Annotated in this window: 16 protein-coding genes and 3 rRNA genes; 3 read left to right on the top strand and 16 right to left on the bottom strand. The window is 68.6% G+C overall.

Annotated elements, in window-relative coordinates:
* Nucleotides 1-29: 29 nt before the first annotated feature.
* From OG295_RS19610 to OG295_RS19560, 11 genes are all read right to left on the bottom strand, one after another.
* A complete protein-coding gene (locus OG295_RS19610) occupies nucleotides 30-1,025 on the bottom strand; it encodes a lysophospholipid acyltransferase family protein (RefSeq protein WP_371678032.1) in 996 nt (331 codons plus the stop codon).
* Nucleotides 1,025-2,101: an NAD-dependent epimerase/dehydratase family protein gene (locus OG295_RS19605; RefSeq protein WP_371678031.1), complete on the bottom strand. Its 1,077-nt coding sequence runs from the start codon at nucleotides 2,099-2,101 to the stop codon at nucleotides 1,025-1,027. Before OG295_RS19605 ends, OG295_RS19610 begins: the two co-directional genes overlap by 1 nt.
* Before the next feature lie 95 nt (nucleotides 2,102-2,196).
* Entirely contained in the window at nucleotides 2,197-2,295 is a 99-nt protein-coding gene (locus OG295_RS19600; RefSeq protein ID WP_003948845.1) for a 30S ribosomal protein bS22, read from the bottom strand.
* A gap of 151 nt (nucleotides 2,296-2,446) precedes the next feature.
* Nucleotides 2,447-2,656 (bottom strand): helix-turn-helix domain-containing protein, encoded by a 210-nt coding sequence (locus OG295_RS19595; RefSeq protein ID WP_008738568.1) that lies wholly within the window; start codon nucleotides 2,654-2,656, stop codon nucleotides 2,447-2,449.
* Between the two features lie 114 nt (nucleotides 2,657-2,770).
* Complete coding sequence (locus OG295_RS19590; protein ID WP_371678030.1) at nucleotides 2,771-3,601, bottom strand: phosphatase; 831 nt, start codon at nucleotides 3,599-3,601, stop codon at nucleotides 2,771-2,773.
* 78 nt (nucleotides 3,602-3,679) lie between these two features.
* Nucleotides 3,680-4,828 carry an acetoin utilization protein AcuC gene (locus tag OG295_RS19585; protein WP_371681236.1) on the bottom strand — a complete coding sequence of 383 codons (1,149 nt, stop codon included), beginning with the start codon at nucleotides 4,826-4,828 and terminating at the stop codon, nucleotides 3,680-3,682.
* Nucleotides 4,800-6,029, bottom strand: a complete 1,230-nt coding sequence (locus tag OG295_RS19580; RefSeq protein WP_371678029.1) for an MFS transporter — start codon at nucleotides 6,027-6,029, stop codon at nucleotides 4,800-4,802. Before OG295_RS19580 ends, OG295_RS19585 begins: the two co-directional genes overlap by 29 nt.
* A 43-nt stretch (nucleotides 6,030-6,072) precedes the next feature.
* Complete coding sequence (locus OG295_RS19575; RefSeq protein WP_371678028.1) at nucleotides 6,073-6,726, bottom strand: HAD family hydrolase; 654 nt, start codon at nucleotides 6,724-6,726, stop codon at nucleotides 6,073-6,075.
* Between the two features lie 166 nt (nucleotides 6,727-6,892).
* Nucleotides 6,893-7,009, bottom strand: a 5S ribosomal RNA gene (rrf, locus tag OG295_RS19570).
* A 74-nt stretch (nucleotides 7,010-7,083) separates the two neighbouring features.
* A 23S ribosomal RNA gene (locus OG295_RS19565) occupies nucleotides 7,084-10,206 on the bottom strand.
* 284 nt (nucleotides 10,207-10,490) lie between these two features.
* Nucleotides 10,491-12,015, bottom strand: a 16S ribosomal RNA gene (locus tag OG295_RS19560).
* The 16S, 23S and 5S rRNA genes sit together here, the layout of an rRNA operon.
* A 930-nt stretch (nucleotides 12,016-12,945) precedes the next feature.
* On the opposite strand from OG295_RS19560, the gene trpS reads away from it, so the two are divergent.
* The gene (gene trpS / locus OG295_RS19555; protein WP_371678027.1) at nucleotides 12,946-13,944 is read left to right on the top strand and encodes a tryptophan--tRNA ligase; all 999 of its coding nucleotides are present in this window, start codon (nucleotides 12,946-12,948) and stop codon (nucleotides 13,942-13,944) included.
* Nucleotides 13,945-14,011: 67 nt separating this feature from the next.
* Here trpS and proC read toward each other — a convergent pair whose 3' ends face one another.
* From proC to OG295_RS19535, 4 genes are all read right to left on the bottom strand, one after another.
* Entirely contained in the window at nucleotides 14,012-14,821 is an 810-nt protein-coding gene (proC, locus tag OG295_RS19550; RefSeq protein ID WP_371678026.1) for a pyrroline-5-carboxylate reductase, read from the bottom strand.
* A 96-nt stretch (nucleotides 14,822-14,917) separates the two neighbouring features.
* Nucleotides 14,918-15,673, bottom strand: a complete 756-nt coding sequence (locus OG295_RS19545) for an ABC transporter permease (RefSeq protein ID WP_371678025.1) — start codon at nucleotides 15,671-15,673, stop codon at nucleotides 14,918-14,920.
* Nucleotides 15,670-16,509 (bottom strand): ABC transporter ATP-binding protein, encoded by an 840-nt coding sequence (locus tag OG295_RS19540; protein ID WP_371678024.1) that lies wholly within the window; start codon nucleotides 16,507-16,509, stop codon nucleotides 15,670-15,672. Before OG295_RS19540 ends, OG295_RS19545 begins: the two co-directional genes overlap by 4 nt.
* Nucleotides 16,510-16,643: 134 nt before the next feature.
* Complete coding sequence (locus OG295_RS19535; protein WP_371678023.1) at nucleotides 16,644-17,177, bottom strand: hypothetical protein; 534 nt, start codon at nucleotides 17,175-17,177, stop codon at nucleotides 16,644-16,646.
* 232 nt (nucleotides 17,178-17,409) lie between these two features.
* Between OG295_RS19535 and OG295_RS19530 the strand changes: the two genes are divergently transcribed.
* The gene (locus tag OG295_RS19530; RefSeq protein WP_371678022.1) at nucleotides 17,410-18,780 is read left to right on the top strand and encodes a S41 family peptidase; all 1,371 of its coding nucleotides are present in this window, start codon (nucleotides 17,410-17,412) and stop codon (nucleotides 18,778-18,780) included.
* Nucleotides 18,781-18,867: 87 nt separating this feature from the next.
* On the opposite strand, the gene OG295_RS19525 is transcribed toward OG295_RS19530, so the two are convergent.
* A complete protein-coding gene (locus tag OG295_RS19525; RefSeq protein WP_266839783.1) occupies nucleotides 18,868-19,170 on the bottom strand; it encodes a peptidase in 303 nt (100 codons plus the stop codon).
* 106 nt (nucleotides 19,171-19,276) lie between these two features.
* Here OG295_RS19525 and OG295_RS19520 point away from each other — a divergent pair, with 106 nt between their 5' ends.
* Nucleotides 19,277-21,421, top strand: a complete 2,145-nt coding sequence (locus tag OG295_RS19520; RefSeq protein WP_371678021.1) for a PQQ-binding-like beta-propeller repeat protein — start codon at nucleotides 19,277-19,279, stop codon at nucleotides 21,419-21,421.
* The last annotated feature ends 36 nt before the right edge of the window (nucleotides 21,422-21,457 follow it).

Raw genomic sequence — 21,457 nt, 5'->3', positions numbered from 1 at the left:
CGCCACTGCCGCCGTTCAGCCGCTCCGGCTCAGAAGAACACCGATCGCCGCTGCACCAGCAGCTTGTACAGGGTGTGCTGGATCTGCTCCCGGACCTGGTCCGTGAGGTTGAACATCAGCATCGGGTCCTCCGCCGCCTCCGGCGCGTACCCGTCCGTCGGGATCGGCTCCCCGAACTGGATCGTCCACTTCGTCGGCAGCGGCACCGCGCCCAGCGGCCCCAGCCACGGGAACGTCGGCGTCACCGGGAAGTACGGCAGCCCCAGCAACCGCGCGAGCGTCTTCGCGTTGCCGATCATCGGATAGATCTCCTCCGCGCCCACGATCGAGCAGGGCACGATCGGAGTACCCGCCCTCAGCGCCGTCGAGACGAAGCCGCCCCGGCCGAACCGCTGGAGCTTGTACCGCTCGCCGAACGGCTTCCCTATCCCCTTGAAGCCCTCCGGCATCACCCCGACCAGCTCCCCGGCCTCCAGGAGCCGCTGCGCGTCCTCCGCGCAGGCCAGGGTGTGCCCGGCCTTGCGGGCGACCTCGTTCACCACCGGCAGCATGAACACCAGGTCCGCCGCCAGCAGCCGCAGGTGCCGCTCCGCGGGATGCCGGTCGTGCACGGCCACCTGGAGCATCAGCCCGTCCAGCGGGAGCGTCCCCGAGTGGTTCGCCACGATCAGCGCACCACCCTCCTTGGGGATGTTCTCGATCCCCTTGACCTCCACCCGGAAGTACTTGTCGTACAGCGGCCGCAGCAGGGACATCAGGACCTGGTCCGTCAGTTCCTTGTCGTAGCCGAAGTCGTCGACCTCGTACTCCCCGGTGATCCGTCGCCGCAGGAACGCCAGCCCGCCCGCGATCCGCCGGTCCCAGCCGTCACCGGCCCCCGCCGGAACCGGCTCGGGGCCGGACCCCACGGGGGGCTCCACCGGGTCCACCGGGTCCACCGGAGCCGGCACCGCCCGTACCTTCCGGACCGCGCCGCGCCGGCGCGGCCGGTCCTCGTCGAACGGGATCACCTTCGCGTCCGCCACTATCGCTTCGCTCCCTCGTCCACACCGGCACCCACATCCAGGCCCTCCACCTTCAGCACGGCCGCCGCCCGCCGCACGGCCCGCTCCACCCGCTCCGGAGGCAGGAGGCCGCTCCCGCGGCTGCGCGCGAAGTCGGCGAAGGTCTCCACCGTCGTGTACATCGGCCGGAACCCCAGGGTGTCCCGCATCTGCGAGGTCTCCACGACCCGGCCGTGGGTCAGCAGCCGGATCTGCTCCGGGGAGAAGTCCGTCACCCCGACCGCGCGCAGCGCCGACCCCACCCACGTCACCGCGGGCAGCAACAGCGGCACCGTCGGCCGCCCCAGCCTCCGTGAGCACTGCGACAGCAGCAGCACCCCGTCCCCCGCGATGTTGAACGTGCCGCTGTTCAGCGTCCCCCGCTGCGGCTCCCCCGCCGCCAGCCGGAGCACGTCCACCACGTCGTCCTCGTGGACGAACTGCAGCCTCGGGTCGTAGCCCAGCACCGTCGGCATCACCGGCATCGAGAAGTACTCCGCCAGCGCCGAATCCGCGAACGGCCCCAGGATGTTCGCGAAGCGCAGCACGCACACCGCCACGTCCGGCCGCCGGCGCGCGAAGCCCCGTACGTATCCCTCGACCTCCGCCGCGTCCTTCGCGAAGCCGGCGCTCGGCAGGGACTTCGGCTGGGTGGTCTCGGTGAAGACGGCCGGGTCCCGGGAGGTGCCCCCGTACACGCTGGTGCTCGACTTCACCACGAGCCGTCGTACCGTCGGCGACTTCTGGCAGGCCCCGAGGAGCTGCATCGTCCCGATGACGTTCGTTTCCTTGACGGCGCTGCGCCCGCCCGGGGCGCCCGCGGCGCCGCCCGTGACGGCCAGGTGGACCACCGTGTCCACGGCGTGCTCGGCGAGCACGCGGGCGATGGCCGACTGCCTGATGTCCGTACGCACGAACTCGGCCGAGCCGAGCCGGTGCGGCGGGCTCACCGCGTCGACCGCGATGACCCGTTCCACCTCCGGGTAGCGCTGGATGCGCCGCACGAAGCGGCCTCCCAGCTGCCGGGCAGCCCCGGTGACGAGTACGACCTTGCCCACGAGCTCAGCGCCTCCCTCGAAGAAGTACCCCGGCTGCACCGCAGCCCCTCCACCAGGATGGTGGAGGGGCTGCGGAGAACACGTACAGCTGCCGTTTACTTCTTGTTACGGCGCTGGACGCGGGTGCGCTTGAGCAGCTTGCGGTGCTTCTTCTTAGCCATCCGCTTGCGCCGCTTCTTGATAACAGAGCCCACGACTACCCTCGCTCACTTCTCGGAACATCCCCGCCTTGGCGGGGATCGGTGCGGGGCGTCTGGGCCCACACGACCTACGTCGGCCTAGCCTACCCGCCCGGAGACCAGGCTTGTAATCCGAGCCCTCCGTAGATCTTCCCGAGCCTCAGTCTCAGGCCGACTCCACCCCCACATAGGACTCCCGGAGGTACTCGTGGACCGCGTTCTCGGGGACCCGGAAGGACCGGCCCACCCGGATTGCGGGCAGATGACCGTTGTGCACCAGCCGGTACACGGTCATCTTCGACACTCGCATCACCGAGGCGACCTCCGCCACGGTCAGGAACTGAACCTCACTGAGAGGCCTCTCGCCAGCAGCCATGACACACCTTGACCTTCCGCGCATGACGGGCACCGGCTTCCCCTCCGGTTACTCCTCGTCGTCGCACGCTCACTCCCCAGAGTAGGGGCGTGTGATACGAGTGGGGAAGAGGAGCTACGGCCACTCCTGACGCACCGACAGCCGCGCACGGCGCAGCACGTACCGGGCGAGCGGAGCGTAGTGCTCCGAGCGCGCCCCGTCATCAAGCGGAACGGTCACCGCGACCCGCCCCTCGGCCTCCCCGACGAACAGCGCGGGATCATCCGCGTCGGCCAGCCCGATCGCGTCCACACCGAGCTGACCTGCGCCGCAGACCCACCCGTGATCCCCGACCACCAGCTCCGGCAGCGGCCCCCCGGCCTCCGCCAGCGCCCCCAGAGCGATCCGAACCGGCAGCGGCGAATGGGAGTGCACGCCGGTCGCACTCCCGGCCCGCCGCGCGCCGGGTTCCCGCACCAGTGCGACTCCCCGTACGTAATCGATCCGGTAGGGGCGTACGCCGAACCGGGTCGCCATGTCGACATCGACCCCCTGCGCCGGGGTGAGGACATCACATCCCGCCGCCGACAGCGCCCCGGCCAAAGCGGCGTAGAACCCCAGGAGACGGTGCGGATGCCCCGTGCCGAACAGCACGGGCGACCGCGCCCCGGCCGCCGCGCCCAACCGCTCCGCGAAGGCCTCCAGGGCCGCCACCGTCAGCTCCGGATCGATCACGTCCGGCCCGCTGACGTGCGCCGGATCCGCCGAGACCCCGCATTTGGCCGCCATCAGCCGCAGCAGCTCGCCCTCGCCCCAGCCCCGCTCAGGGTCCAGCCCCAGCAGCACCCGCGGGTCCCCCGCCGCGAACAGCCGGTAACGGCGCAGGCTCGACTCCCTCGACGTGGCGACGGGCCCGGCCAACCGGGCGGCCAGCAGATGCGCACGCAACGCGCCGGTGCTCAACACCCTCCGATGCTGCCGCAGCCCACCTGGCGCTTCATCAGTTCTCGTGAACCGCCCCACAGTCGGCGTAACGGTGCATCGTCACACGAGCATCCCGCGCAACGGGAACACCGCCCGGCGCGTCGCCAGAACGGCCTGATCCGTCGCGTCCGCGGGATCGTAACCGGCCTCCCAGTCCCGCCACCGCGCGTCACGGCCGTCCGTCATCCGCGCCGGCCCCGGCTGCCGCGTCCGCGCGTACACCTGGTCCCGCCACTCCTGCGGAACCGCCGCCGCCGGGTCCACCGGCCGGTGCGCCGCGATCCCCACCAGGTGCGTCCACGACCGCGGTACGACGTCCACCACCGCGTACCCGCCGCCGCCCAGCGCCAGCCACCGCCCGCCCGCGTACTCGTGCGCCAGCCGGTGACAGGCCTCCTGCACCGCCCGCTGCGCGTCCAGCGACACCGCCAGATGGGCGAGCGGGTCCTCGAAGTGCGTGTCGGCCCCGTGCTGGGTCACCAGCACCTGCGGCCGGAAGTCCGCCAGCAGCTCCGGCACCGTCGCGTGGAAGGCCCGCAGCCAGCCCTCGTCACCCGTCCCGGCGGGCAGCGCCACGTTCACCGCGGACCCCTCGGCCGCCGCGCCGCCCGTCTCCTGCGGCCAGCCCGTCTGCGGGAACAGCGTCCGCGGGTGCTCGTGCACCGACACCGTCAGGACCCGCGGATCGTCCCAGAACGCCGTCTGCACGCCGTCCCCGTGGTGGACGTCCACATCGACGTACGCCACCCGTTCGGCCCCCAGTTCCAGGAGCCGCGCGATGGCGAGGGCCGCGTCGTTGTACACGCAGAACCCGGCGGCCCCACCCGGCATCGCGTGGTGCAGCCCACCCGCGAAGTTCACCGCGTGCTCCGCCTCACCGGCCCAGAGCGCCTCCGCCCCCGCCACCGACTGGCCGGCGATCAGCGCCGAGGCCTCGTGCATCCCGGGGAACGCCGGATCGTCCACCGTCCCGAGCCCGTACGAACCGTCGGCCACCCCCGGGTCGGCCGACACCTCGCGCACCGCGGCCACGTAGTCCTCGCGGTGCACCAGCCGCAGCGTCGAATCGCCGGCCGGCCGGGCCGCCCGCACCTTCATCGCCCGGTCCAGCCCGAAGGCGCGCACCAGGCCCATGGTCAGCGCCAGGCGCACCGGGTCCATCGGATGGCTCGGTCCGAAGTCATACCTCGTTACCGCCTCGTCCCACATCAACAGCCCGGTCACCGGCTCGCCGCTCATGCCCGACACCGTATCGGGCCCGCTCCGGACCGAACGAGCGGGCCTGGGAGAGCGTGACCAGCACGAGCACCATCGGTACGAGCATCGCCCCCCGGTAGTTCCAGGCGTCCCCGATCCCGCCGACGAGCGGCGAACCGATCAGGAAACCCACGTAGTTGAAGATGTTCAGCCGCGCGACGGCCGTGTCCGAAGCCCCCGGGAAGCGCCGCCCCGCGGCGGCGAAGGTCTGCGGCACGATCACGCACAGCCCGATGCCCAGCAGCGTGAACCCGAGCATCCCCGTCCACGCCCCGGGCGCGGCGGCCACCACCGCGAACCCGCCGGCCGCCACCACCGTCCCGCCCCGCACCACGGCCACCGCCCCGAACCGGCGCACCCCGAGGTCGCCCACGGCCCGCCCGATCAGGGTCGTCACCATGTACACGTTGTACGGGACCGTCGCCAGCTGCTCCGAGCTGCCCAGCACGTCCTGGAGGTACTTGGCACTCCAGTTCGCCACCGTCGAGTCCCCGATGTACGCGCACGTCATCACCAGGCACAGCGGCAGCAGCAGCTTCCCGCCCCCGGCCGGCCACCCCTCGGCCGCCTCCCCGGCCCCGTCGGCCGCCGCCGCGTCCACGTAGGACCGGCCGCCCGCCAGCACCACCGGCAGCAGCACCAGCACGGCCGGCAGGTACCCGGTGAACAGCGCCAGGTGCCAGTGCGCGCCCGCCCAGGCCGCCGAGGCCCCCAGGATCCCGCCGAGGCTGTACGCCGCGTGGAACCCGAGCATGATGCTGCGCCCGTACGCCCGCTGGAGGCTCACCCCCAGCATGTTCATCGAGGCATCCAGTGCACCGACCGCCAGCCCGAACACCCCCAGGGCCACCGCGACGTGCCACATCCGGGTACCGGCCCCGACGCCGAGCAGCGCCAGCAGCACGACGGGCTGGACGCACCGCAGCACCGTGCTCGGCGCGATCCGCTTCACCAGGTGCTCGGTGGCGACGCTGGAGACCCCGGCGAGGATCGGCACGGCGGCGAGGAAGGCGGGCAGCAGCCCGTCGGATATCCCGTACTGGCCCTGGATGGCCGGGATCCGGGTCACCAGCAGGGCGAAGGCGACGCCCTGCGCGAAGAAGCTGAACCCGAGCGCGCCCCGCCCGCGCCGCAGCCGCACGTCAACTGTCATGGCGGCACAGCGTAGGCGCCCCACTTACCGGTGGGTAGAGAGATCACACACCCAATCCGAGCAGGGCGGAGAGCTCCTTCATCTCGCCGAAGTAGCCGGTGGCCCCGGGGAGGGCGGTGGCGGGGGACATCGAGGTGTACGCGAGGACGTCCATCCCCGCGGCCCGTGCGGCCTCCACCCCGAGCGGACTGTCCTCGACCACCACGCACCGCGCGGGCTCGACGCCCATCATGTCGGCGGCGTGCAGGAACAGGTCCGGCGCAGGCTTGCCCCGCCCCACGTCCTCCGCGCTGAAGATCCACTCTTCCTCGAACCACTCCCCCAGGCCGGCGCTGCGGTGTCCGACCCGGATCCGCTCGTGGGTCCCGGAGGAGGCCAGGCAGTACGGCACCCCCTGCGCGGACAGCTCGGCCAGCACCTCGGTGATCCCGGGGACGGGCTTGAGCTCCCGTGCGAACCCGGCCGAGATCCGTTCCTGCAAGGTGTGGTCGAACTCCTCGGGCAGCCGCTGCCCGGTCCGTTCGAAGACCAGGTCGTGCACCCGGTGCACCGCCGCCCCCATGTAGTCCCGCAGGGACTCCTCGTAGGTGGTCGGGTGCCCGATCTCCGTCAGGTACGCGGACAGGATGGAGTTGGCGAGCGGCTCGCTGTCCACGAGGACGCCGTCGTTGTCGAAGATGACCAGCTCATAGCCCATCCACCCAGCGTACGAGCGACCGGCGCGGGTTCCCGGCAACCCCGTGCGGGTAAACGGTGGAACCGACGGTCGACCCGCCACCGGCCGGCCCGGCGGGGACCGGGTAAAGGCCCGTAAACGCAGAAAAGCCCCGCACCATAAGGTGCGGGGCTTTCCCACAATGATTGTTCGGCGGCGTCCTACTCTCCCACAGGGTCCCCCCTGCAGTACCATCGGCGCTGAAAGGCTTAGCTTCCGGGTTCGGAATGTAACCGGGCGTTTCCCTAACGCTATGACCACCGAAACACTATGAAGTTGACCAACCGGGCATGGACACGGTTCGTTACTTCAGAACTAACACAGTGGACGCGAGCAACTGAGGACAAGCCCTCGGCCTATTAGTACCAGTCAGCTCCACCCGTTACCGGGCTTCCACATCTGGCCTATCAACCCAGTCGTCTACTGGGAGCCTTACCCTCTCAAGGAGGTGGGAATACTCATCTTGAAGCAGGCTTCCCGCTTAGATGCTTTCAGCGGTTATCCCTCCCGAACGTAGCCAACCAGCCATGCCCTTGGCAGGACAACTGGCACACCAGAGGTTCGTCCGTCCCGGTCCTCTCGTACTAGGGACAGCCCTTCTCAATATTCCTACGCGCACAGCGGATAGGGACCGAACTGTCTCACGACGTTCTAAACCCAGCTCGCGTACCGCTTTAATGGGCGAACAGCCCAACCCTTGGGACCGACTCCAGCCCCAGGATGCGACGAGCCGACATCGAGGTGCCAAACCATCCCGTCGATATGGACTCTTGGGGAAGATCAGCCTGTTATCCCCGGGGTACCTTTTATCCGTTGAGCGACGGCGCTTCCACAAGCCACCGCCGGATCACTAGTCCCGACTTTCGTCCCTGCTCGACCCGTCGGTCTCACAGTCAAGCTCCCTTGTGCACTTACACTCAACACCTGATTGCCAACCAGGCTGAGGGAACCTTTGGGCGCCTCCGTTACCCTTTGGGAGGCAACCGCCCCAGTTAAACTACCCATCAGACACTGTCCCTGATCCGGATCACGGACCGAGGTTAGACATCCAGCACGACCAGAGTGGTATTTCAACGGCGACTCCACCATGACTGGCGTCACGGCTTCAAAGTCTCCCACCTATCCTACACAAGCCGAACCGAACACCAATATCAAACTGTAGTAAAGGTCCCGGGGTCTTTCCGTCCTGCTGCGCGAAACGAGCATCTTTACTCGTAGTGCAATTTCACCGGGCCTATGGTTGAGACAGTCGAGAAGTCGTTACGCCATTCGTGCAGGTCGGAACTTACCCGACAAGGAATTTCGCTACCTTAGGATGGTTATAGTTACCACCGCCGTTTACTGGCGCTTAAGTTCTCAGCTTCGCAACCCCGAAAGGTCACTAACCGGTCCCCTTAACGTTCCAGCACCGGGCAGGCGTCAGTCCGTATACATCGCCTTACGGCTTCGCACGGACCTGTGTTTTTAGTAAACAGTCGCTTCTCGCTGGTCTCTGCGGCCACCCCCAGCTCACGGAGCAAGTCCGATCACCAGTGATGGCCCCCCTTCTCCCGAAGTTACGGGGGCATTTTGCCGAGTTCCTTAACCATAGTTCACCCGAACGCCTCGGTATTCTCTACCTGACCACCTGAGTCGGTTTAGGGTACGGGCCGCCATGAAACTCGCTAGAGGCTTTTCTCGACAGCATAGGATCATCCACTTCACCACAATCGGCTCGGCATCAGGTCTCAGCCTTAATGAGGGACGGATTTGCCTACCCCTCGGCCTACACCCTTACCCCGGGACAACCACCGCCCGGGCTGGACTACCTTCCTGCGTCACCCCATCGCTTACCTACTACAAGTCTGGTTCGTCGGCTCCACCACTTTCCTTTCCCCGAAGGGTCCGGAACGGCTTCACGGACTTAGCATCGCCTGATTCGATATTGGGCGTTTCAAAGCGGGTACCGGAATATCAACCGGTTGTCCATCGACTACGCCTGTCGGCCTCGCCTTAGGTCCCGACTTACCCTGGGCAGATCAGCTTGACCCAGGAACCCTTAGTCAATCGGCGCACACGTTTCTCACGTGTGTATCGCTACTCATGCCTGCATTCTCACTCGTGAACCGTCCACAACTAGCTTCCGCTGCTGCTTCACCCGGCACACGACGCTCCCCTACCCATCACAGCGGGCGTTGGCCCTATTGCTGCAATGACACGACTTCGGCGGTACGCTTGAGCCCCGCTACATTGTCGGCGCGGAATCACTTGACCAGTGAGCTATTACGCACTCTTTCAAGGGTGGCTGCTTCTAAGCCAACCTCCTGGTTGTCTCTGCGACTCCACATCCTTTCCCACTTAGCGTACGCTTAGGGGCCTTAGTCGATGCTCTGGGCTGTTTCCCTCTCGACCATGGAGCTTATCCCCCACAGTCTCACTGCCGTGCTCTCACTTACCGGCATTCGGAGTTTGGCTAAGGTCAGTAACCCGGTAGGGCCCATCGCCTATCCAGTGCTCTACCTCCGGCAAGAAACACACGACGCTGCACCTAAATGCATTTCGGGGAGAACCAGCTATCACGGAGTTTGATTGGCCTTTCACCCCTAACCACAGGTCATCCCCCAGGTTTTCAACCCTGGTGGGTTCGGTCCTCCACGAAGTCTTACCTCCGCTTCAACCTGCCCATGGCTAGATCACTCCGCTTCGGGTCTAGAGCGTGCAACTCAATCGCCCTATTCGGACTCGCTTTCGCTACGGCTTCCCCACACGGGTTAACCTCGCTACACACCGCTAACTCGCAGGCTCATTCTTCAAAAGGCACGCAGTCACGACTGTATGTGCAAGCACATACAGCGACGCTCCCACGGCTTGTAGGCACACGGTTTCAGGTACTATTTCACTCCGCTCCCGCGGTACTTTTCACCATTCCCTCACGGTACTATCCGCTATCGGTCACCAGGGAATATTTAGGCTTAGCGGGTGGTCCCGCCAGATTCACACGGGATTTCTCGGGCCCCGTGCTACTTGGGAGATTCTTAAGCAAGCCGCTGATGTTTCGTCTACGGGGGTCTTACCCTCTACGCCGGACCTTTCGCATGTCCTTCGACTACATCAACGGTTTCTGACTCGCCGACCGGCCGGCAGACCGATCAAAAGAATTCCCACAACCCCGTATGCGCAACCCCTGCCGGGTATCACACGCATACGGTTTGGCCTCATCCGGTTTCGCTCGCCACTACTCCCGGAATCACGGTTGTTTTCTCTTCCTGAGGGTACTGAGATGTTTCACTTCCCCTCGTTCCCTCCACATGCCCTATGTGTTCAGGCATGGGTGACAGCCCATGACGACTGCCGGGTTTCCCCATTCGGACACCCCCGGATCAAAGCTCAGTTGGCAGCTCCCCGGGGCCTATCGCGGCCTCTCACGTCCTTCATCGGTTCCTGGTGCCAAGGCATCCACCGTGCGCCCTTAAAAACTTGGCCACAGATGCTCGCGTCCACTGTGTAGTTCTCAAGCAACGACCAGCCACCCATCACCCTCATCCCTAAGGACCAGGTTCACTGGGGCCGGCATCGCGAAGATAAGACCTTACGGCCGTACCCTCAGATACCCAACAACGTGCCAGGCACGATCCCCTCGACTATCACTGTTTTCCACGCCGAAGCAGTACTTACAGGATGTTCCGGAAACCGTGCCAAATAATCAACGTTCCACCCATGAGCAACCGTGCGATTCATTCGATCGCAGTCGGCTATATGCTCCTTAGAAAGGAGGTGATCCAGCCGCACCTTCCGGTACGGCTACCTTGTTACGACTTCGTCCCAATCGCCAGTCCCACCTTCGACAGCTCCCTCCCTTACGGGTTGGGCCACCGGCTTCGGGTGTTACCGACTTTCGTGACGTGACGGGCGGTGTGTACAAGGCCCGGGAACGTATTCACCGCAGCAATGCTGATCTGCGATTACTAGCGACTCCGACTTCATGGGGTCGAGTTGCAGACCCCAATCCGAACTGAGACCGGCTTTTTGAGATTCGCTCCACCTCACGGTATCGCAGCTCATTGTACCGGCCATTGTAGCACGTGTGCAGCCCAAGACATAAGGGGCATGATGACTTGACGTCGTCCCCACCTTCCTCCGAGTTGACCCCGGCGGTCTCCTGTGAGTCCCCATCACCCCGAAGGGCATGCTGGCAACACAGGACAAGGGTTGCGCTCGTTGCGGGACTTAACCCAACATCTCACGACACGAGCTGACGACAGCCATGCACCACCTGTATACCGACCACAAGGGGGGCACTATCTCTAATGCTTTCCGGTATATGTCAAGCCTTGGTAAGGTTCTTCGCGTTGCGTCGAATTAAGCCACATGCTCCGCCGCTTGTGCGGGCCCCCGTCAATTCCTTTGAGTTTTAGCCTTGCGGCCGTACTCCCCAGGCGGGGAACTTAATGCGTTAGCTGCGGCACCGACGACGTGGAATGTCGCCAACACCTAGTTCCCAACGTTTACGGCGTGGACTACCAGGGTATCTAATCCTGTTCGCTCCCCACGCTTTCGCTCCTCAGCGTCAGTAATGGCCCAGAGATCCGCCTTCGCCACCGGTGTTCCTCCTGATATCTGCGCATTTCACCGCTACACCAGGAATTCCGATCTCCCCTACCACACTCTAGCTAGCCCGTATCGAATGCAGACCCGAGGTTAAGCCTCGGGCTTTCACATCCGACGTGACAAGCCGCCTACGAGCTCTTTACGCCCAATAATTCCGGACAACGCTTGCGCCCTACGTATTACCGCGGCTGCTGGCACGTAGTTAGCCGGCGCTTCTTCTGCAGGTACCGTCACTTTCGCTTCTTCCCTGCTGAAAGAGGTTTACAACCCGAAGGCCGTCATCCCTCACGCGGCGTCGCTGCATCAGGCTTTCGCCCATTGTGCAATATTCCCCACTGCTGCCTCCCGTAGGAGTCTGGGCCGTGTCTCAGTCCCAGTGTGGCCGGTCGCCCTCTCAGGCCGGCTACCCGTCGTCGCCTTGGTGGGCCATTACCCCACCAACAAGCTGATAGGCCGCGGGCTCATCCTTCACCGCCGGAGCTTTTAACCCCCGCCCATGCGGGCAGGAGTGTTATCCGGTATTAGACCCCGTTTCCAGGGCTTGTCCCAGAGTGAAGGGCAGATTGCCCACGTGTTACTCACCCGTTCGCCACTAATCCACCCCGAAGGGCTTCATCGTTCGACTTGCATGTGTTAAGCACGCCGCCAGCGTTCGTCCTGAGCCAGGATCAAACTCTCCATGAATGTTTACCCGTAATCGGGTCAACACACACTTAGAGCGGGCACGTCATGTCGGAATATGACCGACGCGCCACAACGTCCTCGCTGTGTTTGGTTGCCTGCAAGCATCACCCGAAGGCGACCTCACAGGTCTTTTTCAAAGGAACCTCATCCACCGAAGTGGACGGGGTATCAACTTCTGGCGTTGATTTTTGGCACGCTGTTGAGTTCTCAAGGAACGGACGCTTCCTTTGTACTCACCCTCAGTAACACTTACTGGGGCTTTCCTCCGGGCTTTCGTTCTGTTGTTCTTGCGTTTCCGATTCTATCAGACTTTTTCGTGTCCGATTTTCCTCGGTGCTTTCGAGGTCCTGCGCTTTCGCGCTTTCCCTTTCCGGCGGTTCCGACTCTATCAGATCCTTTCGGGCCTGACTCCCAGTCAGCGGGTTTTGCGTTCCGGGCTGTTGGGCCCTTCCGGCGAGTGAGACAGTAGCGGATTCCCTGCCCCCGAAGCCAATCGGGGGCCGCGTCCTGGGACGCAGATTCCTCATTCGCAAATACGCATGAAAACGAGACGACAACATGCGTCGTTCGTTCGAATGTGTAGTGCGGGATGGCTGTCCGGGGACCGACCGGGGTCGGCGCTCACTTCGGACAACTCGAAGAACCTTACGGATCGGGCACAGACGTGTCAACCCCCGGCAGGTTGTCCGGAAACCTCACACGCTCCTCATACCTCCCGGGCTACGCTGCCTCCCATGACTACGCATGCGCTCGTGCCCAGCCTTCGCTGGTGGGCCGCCTGACGGCGGCCGACCGACACGCGAGCACGCATGCGCTCACGGCCGCCGCTTCCGGCGGCCGTTTCTGTTTCTCCCCTCCCGGGAGTGGCTCGGTCGCCCGACGCGGCGGTCCCGACACCGACACACCAGCCACGAACAGGGAGACAGGAACATGACGAGGATCTTCAGCGGGATCAAGCCGACCGGGCACCTGACGCTGGGGAACTACCTGGGGGCCCTCCGGCAGTGGGTCGCGGCCGACCAGCAGCCGGACGAGGCGCTGTTCTGCGTCGTGGACCTCCACGCGCTGACCGTCGAGCACGACCCCGCGCGGGTGCGCCGGCTCAGCAGGCAGGTGGCGACGCTGTTCCTCGCCTCCGGGCTGGACCCGCAGAAGTGCACCCTGTTCATGCAGAGCCACGTCGACGAGCACACCCGTCTCTCGTACGTCCTGGAATGCACCGCCACCGACGGCGAGATGCGCCGGATGATCCAGTACAAGGAGAAGTCCGCGCAGGCGCAGGCGTCCGGGGAGGGCGTACGGCTGTCGCTCCTGACGTATCCCGTGCTGATGGCCGCCGACATCCTCGCGTACGGGACCGAGGAGGTCCCGGTGGGTGAGGACCAGCGGCAGCACGTGGAGCTGGCCCGGGATCTGGCGGTGCGGTTCAACCAGCGGTACGGGCACACGTTCACGGTGCCGGAGGTGACGCTGCCGAAGGTGGCCGCGCGGGTCATGGACCTTCAGGAGCCCACGTCGAAGATGGGGAAGTCCGGCGGGGCGGGGCCCGGGGTGGTGTTCATGCTGGACGAGCCCGAGGTGATCCGTAAGAAGGTCATGCGGGCGGTGACCGACAGCGGGGACGGCGGTGTCGTCTACGACCGGGAGGCGCGGCCGGGGGTCGCGAACCTGCTGGACGTGCTGGCCGCCTGTACCGACGGGGATCCGGCCGCGCTCGCGGAGGGGTACAGCGGGTACGGGGCGCTCAAGCGGGACGTCGCCGACGCGGTGGTGGAGCTGCTGCGGCCGGTGCAGGAGCGGCACGCCGAGCTCGCGGCCGATCCGGCGGCGGTGGAGAAGGTGCTGCGGGAGGGGGCCGGGCGGGCGCGGGCCCTGGCGCGGCCGGTCGTGGACCGGGCGTACCGGGCCATCGGGCTGCTGGAGGCCTGAGGGGGGACCGGGTCGTAGGGGCCGCGCTCGCGCGGGCCCCTACGACCCGTGTCTCCGGACGTCTGCGTCAGCTGTTGCCGGAGGCCAGTTCGCGACTGCGGTCGCGGGCCGCTTCGAGGGCCGCGATCAGGGCGGCCCGTACGCCGTGCCGTTCGAGCTCGACGATCGCGTTGATGGTCGTACCGGCCGGGGAGGTGACGGCCTCACGGAGCTTGACCGGGTGCTCGCCGCTGTCGCGGAGCATCACGGCGGCGCCGATGGCGGCCTGGACGATGAGGTCGTGGGCCTGGGCGCGGGGCAGTCCGAGGAGGATGCCGGCATCGGTCATGGCCTCGACCAGGAAGTAGAAGTAAGCGGGGCCGGAGCCGGAGAGGGCGGTGGCCGCGTCCTGCTGGGACTCGGGGACGCGCAGGGTCTTGCCGACGCCGCCGAAGATCTCCTCGGTGTGGGCGAGGTGGGCGGCGGTGGCGTGGCTGCCGGCCGAGATGACGGACATGGCCTCGTCGACGAGGGCGGGGGTGTTCGTCATGACGCGGACGACGGGGGTGCCGGGGGCGAGCCGCTCCTCGAAGAAGGAGGTCGGGATGCCGGCCGCGCCGCTGATGACCAGGCGGCCGGCGGGGACGTGCGGGGCGAGCTCTTCGAGGAGCTTGCCCATGTCCTGCGGCTTCACGGTGAGGATGAGGGTGTCGGCGCGCTTGGCGGCCTCGGCGTTGGTGACGGCCTCGACGCCGTAGCGGGTGCGGAGCTCCTCCGCGCGTTCGGGGCGGCGGGCGGTGACGAGGAGTTTCGCCGCGGGCCAGCCGCCGCGGATCATCCCGCTGAGCAGGGCCTCGCCGATCTTGCCGGTACCGAGGACTGCGACTGTCTGGGTCATGCCCGATTCACCTCGCCGAACGAACGTAAGGACGTACGCGCTCATCCTTGCACCCGGCTGCGCGGTCGGGCCGGGCGTGTCCGGTCCGTGGGCGGTCTACGGGGTGCGGCGGCGGAGGGTGGCGGCGCCGAGGGCGAGGACGAGGAGGGCGCAGGCGGCGACGACGACGGTGTCGCGGACGAAGTCGGCCGTCATGTCGGTGTGGGTGAGGACCTGGGTCATGCCGTCGACGGCGTAGGACATGGGCAGGACGTCGGAGATGCCCGAGAGGACCGGCTGCATGGTGTCGCGGGCGGCGAAGAGTCCGCACAGGAGCAGCTGCGGGAAGATCACGGCCGGCATGAACTGGACGGCCTGGAACTCGGACGCGGCGAAGGCGGAGACGAAGAGGCCGAGGGCGGTGCCGAGGAGGGCGTCGAGGAGGGCGACGAGCAGGAGCAGCCAGGGGGAGCCGACGACGTCGAGGCCGAGGAGCCAGAGGGCGAGGCCGGTGGCGAGGAGGGACTGGACGACGGCGACGGCGCCGAAGGCGAGGGCGTAGCCGGCGATGAGGTCGCCCTTGCCCAGGGGCATGGCGAGGAGGCGTTCGAGGGTGCCGGAGGTGCGTTCGCGCAGGGTGGCGATGGAGGTGACGAGGAACATCGTGATGAGGGGGAAGATCCCGAGGAGGGACGCGCCGATGGTGTCGAAGGTGCGCGGGCTGCCGTCGAAGACGTAGCGGAGCAGGGTCAGCATCAGGACGGGGACCAGCAGCATCAGGGCGATGGAGCGCGGGTCGTGACGGAGCTGGCGCAGGACGCGGGCGGCCGTGGCGGTGGTGCGGGCGGCGCTCATCGCGGTCATGGCGGTCATCGCTGGATCTGCTCCTGGGTCGGGAGGGCGGGGGAGGTCGTGCGGGCGGCCGCGGCGGCGGCTTCGTCGACGAGGCGGAGGAAGCCCTCCTCGACGGTGGTGGCGTGGGTGCGGGTGCGCAGCGCGTCGGGGGTGTCCTGGGCGAGGATGCGGCCCTCGCGCATGAGGAGGAGGTCGTGGCAGCGCTCGGCCTCGTCCATGACGTGGGAGGAGACGAGGATCGTGGCGCCGCGGGTGGCGGTGATGTCGTGGAAGAGGTTCCACAGGTCGCGGCGCAGGACGGGGTCGAGGCCGACGGTGGGTTCGTCGAGGACGAGCAGCTCGGGGGTGCCGAGCAGGGCGACGGCGAGGGAGACCCGGCTGCGCTGGCCGCCGGAGAGGTTGCCGGCGAGGGCGTCGGCGCGGGTGGTGAGGTCGACGTCGGTGATGGCGCGGGTGACGGCTTCGCGGCGGCGGTCGGCGGCGGCACGGCCGGGGTCGAGGACGGCGGCGAAGTAGTCGAGGTTCTGCCGGACGGTGAGGTCGTCGTAGACGGAGGGGGCCTGGGTGACGTAGCCGATGCGGGACCGGAGCGCGGGGTGGCCGGCGGGGCGGCCGAGGACGTCGAGGGTGCCGGTGACGTGGGCCTGGGTGCCGACGACGGCGCGCATGAGGGTGGATTTGCCGCAGCCGGAGGGGCCGAGGAGGCCGGTGATGCGGCTGCGGGGGACTTCGAAGGCGAGGTCGTCGAGGACGGTGCGCGGGGTGCGGCCGGTGCCGCGGCGGACGGTGAGGCGGTGGGCGTGGACGGCGGGGGGTGCGGTGGACGACGGCCTCTCGGACCCGTTATTCATCATGTGATGAATAATGCTCCTGGCGGTGCCGGCCGTCAATCGGCGGGAGGGGTGAACGTCGCCGGCCCCGGTCGCCGCCCGGCCCGGTCACCGTCCGGCGCGGGGGCGGCCACCGGGTGGCGCGGGGTGCGCCCGGGCTACTTCTTGCGCTTGGGGCGGCGGGCGGCCGGGTTGCCGGTACGGGTGCTGCGGCGGCGGGCGTACTCGGCCTCGGCCCGCTCGTACTCGGCGCGGCGGAGCTTCTCGCCGGGGGCTTCGACGAGGCAGCGCAGGAAGTACGCGATGAGGGAGCCGATGAAACCGATCGCCTTCAGGCCCTTGAGGGCGGCCTCGTCGGAGGACGGGGCGGGGCGGCGGCCGAAGGACTCCCAGGTCTTGACGAAGGCGATGGAACTGGCGATCGCGAAGAGCACGACCACGGAGATGCTGAGGAACGGGCCGACGTTGCCGATCTCCAGGCCCTCGTAGGCGAAGCGCAGGAGGTACGCGGAGGCGAAGGCCCCGAGCAGCGAACCGGCCGCGACGGCGACGCGGCGCAGGACGTAGCCGTTGTCGTGCTCCACCCAGGTGGTGCCGAAGAACTTGATCGGCTCGGGCCGGGGCCCGGGGGCCGGCCGGTCCGCGTCCGCTTCCCGGCCGTGGGTCTGGTCTCGTCGGTCGTCGTCGCTCACAGCAGCGATTATCCCCCGGCGGGGTGCGGGTGCCGGGGGCGTCTCGCGTGGCGGAACGGGTGACCCCGGGTCGGCCGGCGGTCGTCGGGCGGCCATGGAGGGGGCCGGCCCCACCTCCGGCACAGGGGGCTGTCCCCACCCCCCGTCGGCCGGGCAGCCGGATGGCCGGGGGAACCCCGGGGCGGCGACGGTGGGGCGGTCCCGGCAAAACCGTCCACAGACAAGGAACAACGTGCGCATCATCACGGCCACCGCCGTCGCCCTGGCCCTCGCCGCGGGAGCCGCGCCGGCCACCGCGGCCCAGGCGCCGTCCACCGACGGAATCTGGCGCACGGACGGCTACGGCACCGTGCTGTCCATCCGGAACGGAACTTTCCAGGAGTACCAGACCACCGCCGTCAGCTGCCTGCCGGGCGACTCCGCGCGGCGGACCGGCCCCGGTGCCTACACCAGGAGCGACGGCGTCGTCCTCACGGTGCGCACCCGGGGAGACGGCGACAGCGGGTCCGTACGGGCGGACGGCGACGTCGGCGCGCGGAACCTGCACAGGATCGCGGAGCTGCCCGACGCCTGTACGGGTCGGGCCGCCAAGGGGTCGCCGGCCGCCTTCGACGTCTTCTGGCAGACCTTCGAGGAGAACTACCCCTTCTTCGCCGCCAAGGGCGTCGACTGGCACGCCGTCCGCGACCGCTACCGGCCCGGGGTCCACGAGGACACGTCCCCGGACGAACTCTTCGCCGTCTTCAGCGAGATGGTCGGTCCGCTCAACGACGCCCACGTCGCCGTCCAGGACGGCAGGCGGTTCTTCTCACAGGGGCGCCCCGGCACCGTCCAGCCCGATGGCACGCTGGACGCCAGGGTCAAGGAGTTCGTCGTGGGGCGCGACCTCAAGGACGCCCGCAACGTCCGGGACTTCGCCAACGGGCGGATCACCTACGCCGACCTCCCCGGCGGGCAGGGCTACGTGCGGATCTCCGGATTCGCCGGGTACGCGGCCGACGGGGCCCCGTACGCCGCCGAGCTGGCCGAGCTCGACAGGGCCCTGGACACGGCCCTCGGGCGGAACGGCGGCCGGCCGCCGAAGGGCCTGGTCATCGACCTGCGGATCAACGGCGGCGGTTCCGACGCCCTGGGCGTGCACCTCGCCGGGCGGCTCACCGACACGCCCTACCTCGCCTACTCCAAGCGGGCCCGCAACGACCCCGCCGACCCCACCCGGCACACCCTCCCCCAGCCCGTGTACGTCACGCCGGCGCAGGGCGTCCGTTACACCGGCCCGGTCGCCGTCCTGACCGGCGGATCGACCGTCAGCGCGGGAGAAACGTTCGTCCAGGCCCTCATGGACCGGCCGGGCCGGACGGTCCGCATCGGGCAGCCCACGCAGGGCGTCTTCTCGGACGTCATGGTGCGCGGCCTCCCCAACGGCATGGCGGCCTGGCTGCCGAACGAGGAGTACCTGACCCGGTCGGGCGGGACCTTCGACGGCACGGGCATTGCGCCGCACCTCACCGAGCCGGTCTTCACCGACGAGGAGTTCGCCGCCGGGAGGGACTCGGCCTTCGACAGGGCCGTGGACGTCCTGCGGAAGCAGACCGCCCGCTAGGCCGTCCCTTCCGCACGGCGGCGCGCCGGCCGGGTCCCTCGCACGAGGGTCCCGGCCGGCGCACGTCCGTTCCCGGTTCCGCGGCGCTCAGTCGCAGCGGCCGGCGACGTAGCCGTCGGTGCCGGTCTTCACGTAGGCGTCCGAGATGAACTTCCCGTTGCCGATGCAGTCCCAGATGTCCGTCGTGCCGTACGGGCCCGAGACCGTGGTCCCCGGGCACTGGCAGCGGATCGAGACGCTCGCGCCGAGCGGCAGGGTGTCGATGATCGCGTAGCCGGTGCCGGGACCGCTGCGGACGTTGACCCGGTACCCCGGCGCGACCTGGAACATCGGCAGGCCGGCGGTGGCCGCGAGGCCCTGGGCTTGGCTCGATTCGTTCTCGACTGACATAAGACGTCTCCCCCCATGGGTGTTGCGCTGCGCAACGCGCGCAGGGTAGCAAGCCCTTGGATGCTCGCACGTGCCATCGACTAGGCTCCGACGGGGGTGGTGAGCGGTGCATTCGCTGCGCGCGGACTACGCGGGGTTTCCGGAGTACGCCGGGCAGTACCGGCTCGAATCCGTGCTCGGCTCCGGTGGCATGGGCGTCGTCCACCTGGCCGCCTCCAGCTCCGGGCTGAAACTCGCCGTCAAGGTCGTGCACGCCCAGCACGCGGTGGATCCGGAGTTCCGGGCGCGGTTCCGGCAGGAGGTCGCCGCCGCCCGGCGGGTGAGCGGGGCGTTCACCGCGCCCGTCGTGGACGCCGATCCGGATGCCGAACGGCCCTGGATGGCCACCCTGTTCATCGACGCCCCGACGCTTTCCGAGCGGGTACGGGAACGCGTGCTGGACCCGCCGGAGCTGGCCCGGCTCGCCGCCGGGCTGGCGGAGGCACTGCGGGACATCCACCGGGCCGGGGTCGTGCACCGGGACCTGAAGCCCAGCAACGTGCTGATGGCCCCGGACGGGGTGCGGGTCATCGACTTCGGCATCTCGCGCCCGGCCGACAGCGACCTGCACACCGAGACCGGCAAGCTGATCGGGACGCCGCCGTTCATGGCGCCGGAACAGTTCCAGCGGCCCCGCGAGGTCGGGACCGCGGCGGACGTGTTCGCGCTGGGGGCGGTGCTCGTGCACGCCGCGACGGGGCGGGGGCCGTTCGACTCCGACAGCCACTACCTCGTGGCGTACCAGGTGGTGCACAGCGAGCCGGACCTGACGGGGCTCCCGGCCCGGCTCGTGCCGATCGTGGCCCGGTGCCTGGCGAAGGATCCGGCGGACCGGCCGACCGCCGACGCGCTGATCGCCGAGATCCGGACCGTGACGAGCCGGACGGGCGAGGACACCCAGGCCTTCATACCGCACCCCCGCCGGCCCGTGGTCGAGGAGGAGATCACGCACCGCCGGGACCGGCCGGCCGTGGACCCCGTCGGCCCGGTGGCTCCCGTCGGCCCCGCGGACGCGCCGCGCGGGCGCGCCGGACGCCGGAGGGCGGTCACGGCGGGGGCCCTCGGGCTGCTGCTCGCCGCCGTGGCCGTCGGCGGGTACCTGTGGTCCGGCGCGCGGACGCCCGAGCGGGGCGCACCGCGGGATTCCGGGGCGTCCGCCGCCGCGGGGCACCCCGTGTCCCCGTGGTCGGTCCCGTTGGGCGGGCACACCGCGTCCTGCTCGGCCGAGGCCACCGGGGTGTACTGCTCGGGCCGCGGGCTGGCCGCGGCCCGGCTCGACGCCGCGGACGGTTCGACGGCGTGGGCCGTCCGCACGAACGCCCCGGACCAGCCGGGTGCCACCACGATGACCCCGCTGTTCTCGGGCGGGACGGTGCTGGCGGCGGCTCCCGGCGGCGAGGTCCTCCAGGCCCTGGACGCGGGTACGGGTGCGGAGCGCTGGCGGCAGAAGCTGCCTCCCGGCGGGCGCGTGGTGGCCGCCGGTCCGCACGTCCTGCTGGTGACGCCGAACGGGAGCGTCACCGCCTTCGACGCCGCGTCGGGTGCCCAGCGCTGGAACAGGCGGGGCGAGCCGGGATCCGGGTGGTGGGGTGCCCGGGGCCAGAAGGGCGAGCCCGTGTTCTACGTGTCGACCGCCGATCCGGCCGGCAAGTCCACCCAGGTCTCCGAGGTCGACGCGGCGAGCGGCGAGGTGCGCTGGCAGGTACGGGCGGTGGGCCGGCTGCAGCCGTTCGGCACGGCACGCGGTTCGGTCTGCCTGCTGGACAACGATCCGACGACCCACGCGGGCGGCATCGTCCGGATCGACCTGGCGACGCGCTCGGTCCACCGGGTCCAGCTGTCGGCCCCGCTGTACGACGCGCAGGCGACGGTGGAGCCGAACGGAACGGTGTACGCCTTCGGTACGCAGGGTGCGGTCGTGGCGGTCGACACGAACAAGGAGCTGTGGCGGCTGGAGACCGGCGCGGCGAGCGCGTCCGGTCCCGCGTTCCTCGACGGACGGGTGTACCTGACCGTGTCGGACGGCCGCCTGCTGGCCGTCGACGCGGCGACGGGGCGGCTCCTGGGACAGACCAGGGCCCGCATGGCCACCGGCCAGGGCACGGTGAGCGCCGCCGTCCCCGCTCCCGTGTTCTCCGGCGGCCGGGTCTACGCCTCCGCCCCCGACGGCACCGTCTTCGCCGTGGACGCGCGGAACCCCGCCGGGTGGTGAGCCGCTGCGGCCGACGGGCGGAGCCCGGCGCAGCGG

This window comes from Streptomyces sp. NBC_01276, from assembly GCF_041435355.1.
Classification (GTDB): domain Bacteria; phylum Actinomycetota; class Actinomycetes; order Streptomycetales; family Streptomycetaceae; genus Streptomyces.
This window is presented reverse-complemented; position numbering and strand designations above follow the sequence as displayed.

Excerpts from the sequence above, each read along its gene's own strand:
- OG295_RS19595 (WP_008738568.1), bottom strand. The coding sequence starts at position 2,656 with ATGGCTGCTGGCGAGAGGCCTCTCAGTGAGGTTCAGTTCCTGACCGTG.
- OG295_RS19585 (WP_371681236.1), bottom strand. The coding sequence starts at position 4,828 with ATGTGGGACGAGGCGGTAACGAGGTATGACTTCGGACCGAGCCATCCG.
- OG295_RS19580 (WP_371678029.1), bottom strand. The coding sequence starts at position 6,029 with ATGACAGTTGACGTGCGGCTGCGGCGCGGGCGGGGCGCGCTCGGGTTC.
- OG295_RS19575 (WP_371678028.1), bottom strand. The coding sequence starts at position 6,726 with ATGGGCTATGAGCTGGTCATCTTCGACAACGACGGCGTCCTCGTGGAC.
- trpS (WP_371678027.1), top strand. The coding sequence starts at position 12,946 with ATGACGAGGATCTTCAGCGGGATCAAGCCGACCGGGCACCTGACGCTG.
- proC (WP_371678026.1), bottom strand. The coding sequence starts at position 14,821 with ATGACCCAGACAGTCGCAGTCCTCGGTACCGGCAAGATCGGCGAGGCC.
- OG295_RS19545 (WP_371678025.1), bottom strand. The coding sequence starts at position 15,673 with ATGACCGCCATGACCGCGATGAGCGCCGCCCGCACCACCGCCACGGCC.
- OG295_RS19540 (WP_371678024.1), bottom strand. The coding sequence starts at position 16,509 with ATGATGAATAACGGGTCCGAGAGGCCGTCGTCCACCGCACCCCCCGCC.
- OG295_RS19525 (WP_266839783.1), bottom strand. The coding sequence starts at position 19,170 with ATGTCAGTCGAGAACGAATCGAGCCAAGCCCAGGGCCTCGCGGCCACC.